This window comes from Methyloceanibacter marginalis, assembly GCF_001723295.1.
Taxonomy (GTDB): Bacteria; Pseudomonadota; Alphaproteobacteria; order Rhizobiales; family Methyloligellaceae; genus Methyloceanibacter; species Methyloceanibacter marginalis.
The window spans coordinates 1-3992 of sequence record NZ_LPWD01000057.1 but is presented as its reverse complement, the minus strand read 5'-3'; the positions used below and the strand labels follow the sequence as shown (position 1 = coordinate 3992).

Genomic DNA, 3992 nt, shown 5'->3' with positions numbered 1-3992 from the left:
CGCCGCCGCCGGGCCCGAAGACGAAAGGCAGGAGCGCGCGGATCGCAAGCGTCTTGTCCAACCGCTTCGCCAATCCTCGCGTGGCCCCCGATCGGCCCGCGCCGCCAGGTCAAGCAACGTCCCGCCTTCGAGATCGACCGCGCCCTCGGCGATCAGCTCCACTACCGTGGGCAGGCGCGGCCGGCGCACCAGGCGCGTCAGCGCCCTCGGCGTCGCGATGGAGAGCGTCAGCCCGTGATCCGACTTGCCGGGATCAGATTTGCCGAGGCCGGATTTGGGCGACAGGGGAAGCACCGTCCCGTCCCACAGCCTGACCGAGAGATCGAGCGGTGACACTTCGGCGACATGGTCCGTAAGGCGGCGCAGCGCCATGACACGGCGATCAGCCTTCCCCATGCTGTCGGCTCCTGCCTGCTATGCCGGCGCCGCGATCGACCGCCCGGTCTGAAAGAAAGATGAGGGCCCCATGTGCCCCCGCACATCGCCCTGCTTTTACTTGGATCGCGGCTTTACGGCTACCGCCCTGAGCGCGGTTTATGCCGCTTCCTGAAGCCCGGCAGGGACACGATTCGCGCCAAAAAAGTTCGGTTTGGCCCGCCGGGCTCAGATCGGTAAGGTCAAGCTGAGAGAGGGAACCCTGCATTGCTCTCGGGGAGGTCGAGGATGAAAAGAAGCGTCTGTCTGAGCTTACTTGTCGCGGCGATATTCTCCGCCACCCCGGCGCGTGCCGAGGACACCTGCACCAAGATTGTTGCCACCGGCCATCCCGACTATCCCGTCATGGCTTTCAGGGTCGGGGACGACATCAAGGGCGCGGCGCCTCTTCTCATCGCGGAAATCGCCAAAGACCTCGAAGTGCCGTTCGAATCCAAATACATGGGCTCGTGGTCCGAGGCGCAAGAGGCCGCGCGTGACGGCAAGGCCGATATGATCATCGGCGTCTATTACAATGACGAGCGGGCCGAGTATCTCGACTATGTCGAGCCGCCGTTCGCTTACGATCCGGTCCAAATCTTCGTCGCAAACGATAATGCGTTCGACTTCAAGGGGCAGGACGATCTCATCGGCAAGAAGGGCGTCGCGAACAAAGGAGAGAGTTTCGGCACGGCATTTGATGCCTTCCTCAAGGACAAGCTTACGGTGACGCGGTCAGACGGGCTCTCCGCCGCGTCGATGCGCTCACGGCCGGCAACGCCGACTACGTGATCGCGGCCTACTATCCGGCAACGTCCGAGTTGGCGCGGCTGGCGCTCAGCGACAAGATCCAGCCGCTGGAGCCGGAGTTGCTTTCGCAGGAATTGTTCGTGGCCTTCTCGAAGAAATCTCCCTGCGCTGCGCTGTCCCCTAAGTTCGGTGAGGGCATCACGGAAGTGACGGAAGACGGCCGCTTTCGGGAACTGGTGCGCGCCGCCTTAAGGGAATGGGACGCCAGAGCATCGAGGACTGACCGGACGGTCGATCCGAGTGCCGCCATCCCCCCATCCTCCGCCCCCTCCGGGTGGCGGAAATCTCGGCATGCCTGGTTGAATGGGGGGGAATCGTCCTTGATTTTGGCCGCCCACCCGACCATTCTCCGCGGCAATCGGCAGATGCGGAAGGAGCCTGATGGCGAAGGAAGAAATGCTCGAATTCCCGGGAGTGGTCACAGAACTGCTCCCGAACGCCACCTTTAGGGTGAAGCTCGAGAACGAACACGAGATCATTGCCCATACGGCGGGACGGATGCGCAAGAACCGTATTAGGGTGCTTGCTGGCGACAAAGTTCTGGTCGAGATGACCCCCTATGATCTCACTAAAGGTCGGATCACTTACCGGTTTAAGCAAGCTCGGGCTGAAGCGGAGTGAACCCGCTGCGGCCGAGCCTGCTTTCGCGAACCCCGCCAAGGCGAAAACGCCGAAGCGGCCGCCGCGTCGGCGCGCGCCGACTCCTGGCTCGAGCTTCCGGCCGAAGCTGGTGCTAGCCTCCGCCTCGCCGCGCCGCCTTCAGCTTCTTGAGCAGGCCGGCATCGCGCCGGATGCCTTGCGCCCGTCCTCGGTCGACGAGAGCGTCTCCAAGGGCGAGGTGCCGCGCCATATCGTGCGCCGGCTCGCCCGCGCCAAGGCCGAGGCCGCGCTCAAGATCACCAAGTCCGAGCCTGAATTCGCCAAGGCCTTTCTGCTGGCCGCCGACACCGTCGTCGCCGTCGGCCGCCGCGTGCTGGGCAAGGCGGAGCTTGAGCACGAGGCCGCCGACATGCTGCGTCTGCTGCGCGGCCGCGCCCACCGGGTGCACACCGCCGTCTGCCTGGTCACGCCGGAAGGGCGCTGGCGCGAGCGCGTGGTGGAGACGCGGGTGCGCTTCCGCAACATCTCCGATCAGGAGATCGGCGCCTATCTGGCGAGTGGCGAGTGGAAGGGCAAGGCGGGCGGATATGCCATTCAAGGCATCGCCGGCGCCTTCGTGGTGAAGCTCGTGGGCTCCTATACGAATGTCGTGGGCCTGCCGCTCACCGAGGTGGTCAGCCTGCTGGCCGGCGAGGGCTATCCGGTAACCTTGTTGTGGCTTTCGAAGTCGGAGGTCGAGACGGAGTGACGGCGAAGGCGGGCAAGCCGGCGCAGCGCAAGTCCGCGGTCTGTCCCGTCTGCGGCAAGCCCACCGAGCCTGCCCATCGCCCGTTCTGCTCGAAGCGTTGCGCCGAGATCGATCTCGGCCGCTGGCTGAAGGGCGCCTATGCCGTCCCCGGCCGGCCGGCCGACAAGATCGACGACGAAGCGGAGTGAGAGGTTTCGGCCGAATCCCGGTCTCGACAGAGCCGGGCCGATTTCCTATAAGCCAGGGCCTTGCGTGGGCCCAAAGCCTTTGGGAAAGCCCACTGCGTCCCATCTGCCGTCAAGGCAAGGCCCAGGTAGCTCAGTTGGTAGAGCAGCGGACTGAAAATCCGCGTGTCGGTGGTTCGAATCCGCCCCTGGGCACCAGTTTTTTTTCCAACATTTTTCAAGCGGTTAAGTGGATGGCCGGGCCCTGGACGCGGCGGGCAAATCGTCGGCGGAGTCGAAATCGAGCAGCACCGTCTCGTCTGCAATGAGAACAGCGCTGCAGGACCCAGCCAGTTCGATCAACAGCCTTTTGCCCCCTTGTGGTCCGGTCAAACCTTCCAACAGCCCGAAGAAGCGGCGGGGCCAAATCACGGGGTTCCGTTGTTCACCGGCCGGTGTCGCGGGAAAGACGATCGATCCCCCGTCGCGTTCCCGAAATCTGCCCAAGACCCTCCGACTCACGCTCGGCTTTAGGAACGGCATATCTCCCGGGACGATGAGCGCGCCATCCAGACTTGCGGCGAGCTTCGCAACGCCGAGCGCAATCGATCCGCCCATGCCATCGCGCCAATCTGCGTTGAAGACGAAACGGACCTCGAGACTATCGAGGGCACCTTCCACGGCAGGCGCGTCGTGTCCCGTAACGACAAGCACCTCGCCGACGCAGCTGGCGCCAAGAAGCGCGTCGGCCACGCCCCGCACCATTGGCCGTCCATCGATGTCGGTCAGAAGCTTGTTGTCGGACCCAAACCGCTCGGATGCACCGGCAGCGAGCAGAACAGCGCCGAGCGCGCCCATCACGCGATCCCGCGCGCCACTTTGACGATCTCGGCCAGGATCGAGACGGCGATCTCGGCCGGTCCCTTGGCGCCGATGGCGAGTCCGACAGGGGCGTGGATGCGTGCGAGGTGGTCTTCGGCAATCCCGGCAGTGCGCAACCGCTCGACGCGTTTGCCATGGTTTTTTGTTGATCCGAGCGCCCCCACATAGAAGCAGTCAGAATGAAGCGCCGCCGTTAGCGCCGCATCGTCGAGATGCGCGGCATGGGTCAGCGCGACGACCGCCGTCCGCCGATCGAACGCCGACGCGGCGAAGGATGCTTCGGGCCACTCTTCCACGACGGTCCTGCCGCCAAAGCGCTCCGCGCTGCCGAATGCGGGGCGCGGATCGACAATGACGACGTCGTAGCCGACGCG

At 64.7% G+C, this 3992-nt stretch carries 6 protein-coding genes, 1 tRNA gene and 1 pseudogene; 5 read left to right on the top strand and 3 right to left on the bottom strand.

Annotation, left to right across the window (positions count from 1 at the left end; translation table 11 throughout):
* A pseudogene (locus tag AUC71_RS02955) lies at positions 1-396 on the bottom strand (hypothetical protein); the annotation flags it as partial.
* A gap of 267 nt (positions 397-663) precedes the next feature.
* Between AUC71_RS02955 and AUC71_RS02950 the strand changes: the two are divergent.
* From AUC71_RS02950 to AUC71_RS02925, 5 genes are all read left to right on the top strand, one after another.
* Entirely contained in the window at positions 664-1206 is a 543-nt protein-coding gene (locus tag AUC71_RS02950; RefSeq protein WP_069623076.1) for a transporter substrate-binding domain-containing protein, read from the top strand.
* Positions 1207-1605: 399 nt separating this feature from the next.
* The gene (gene infA / locus AUC71_RS02940; RefSeq protein WP_069623074.1) at positions 1606-1845 is read left to right on the top strand and encodes a translation initiation factor IF-1; all 240 of its coding nucleotides are present in this window, start codon (positions 1606-1608) and stop codon (positions 1843-1845) included.
* Positions 1832-2572: a Maf-like protein gene (locus AUC71_RS02935; protein WP_425283346.1), complete on the top strand. Its 741-nt coding sequence runs from the start codon at positions 1832-1834 to the stop codon at positions 2570-2572. Before infA ends, AUC71_RS02935 begins: the two co-directional genes overlap by 14 nt.
* Entirely contained in the window at positions 2569-2760 is a 192-nt protein-coding gene (gene yacG, locus AUC71_RS02930; RefSeq protein ID WP_069623073.1) for a DNA gyrase inhibitor YacG, read from the top strand. Before AUC71_RS02935 ends, yacG begins: the two co-directional genes overlap by 4 nt.
* Positions 2761-2879: 119 nt before the next feature.
* Positions 2880-2955 (top strand) — tRNA-Phe (locus AUC71_RS02925).
* Between the two features lie 27 nt (positions 2956-2982).
* Here the strand turns inward: AUC71_RS02925 and AUC71_RS02920 are convergent.
* Together AUC71_RS02920 and AUC71_RS02915 are read right to left on the bottom strand one after the other, a co-directional pair.
* Complete coding sequence (locus AUC71_RS02920) at positions 2983-3594, bottom strand: nucleotidyltransferase family protein (RefSeq protein ID WP_069623072.1); 612 nt, start codon at positions 3592-3594, stop codon at positions 2983-2985.
* Positions 3594-3992: XdhC family protein (locus tag AUC71_RS02915; RefSeq protein WP_162273646.1), on the bottom strand; the 399-nt coding region annotated here is incomplete at its 5' end. The genes AUC71_RS02920 and AUC71_RS02915, both read right to left, overlap by 1 nt.

Coding starts and splice junctions, on each gene's coding strand:
- infA (WP_069623074.1), top strand. CDS start 1,606: ATGGCGAAGGAAGAAATGCTCGAATTCCCGGGAGTGGTCACAGAACTG.
- AUC71_RS02950 (WP_069623076.1), top strand. CDS start 664: ATGAAAAGAAGCGTCTGTCTGAGCTTACTTGTCGCGGCGATATTCTCC.
- AUC71_RS02920 (WP_069623072.1), bottom strand. CDS start 3,594: ATGGGCGCGCTCGGCGCTGTTCTGCTCGCTGCCGGTGCATCCGAGCGG.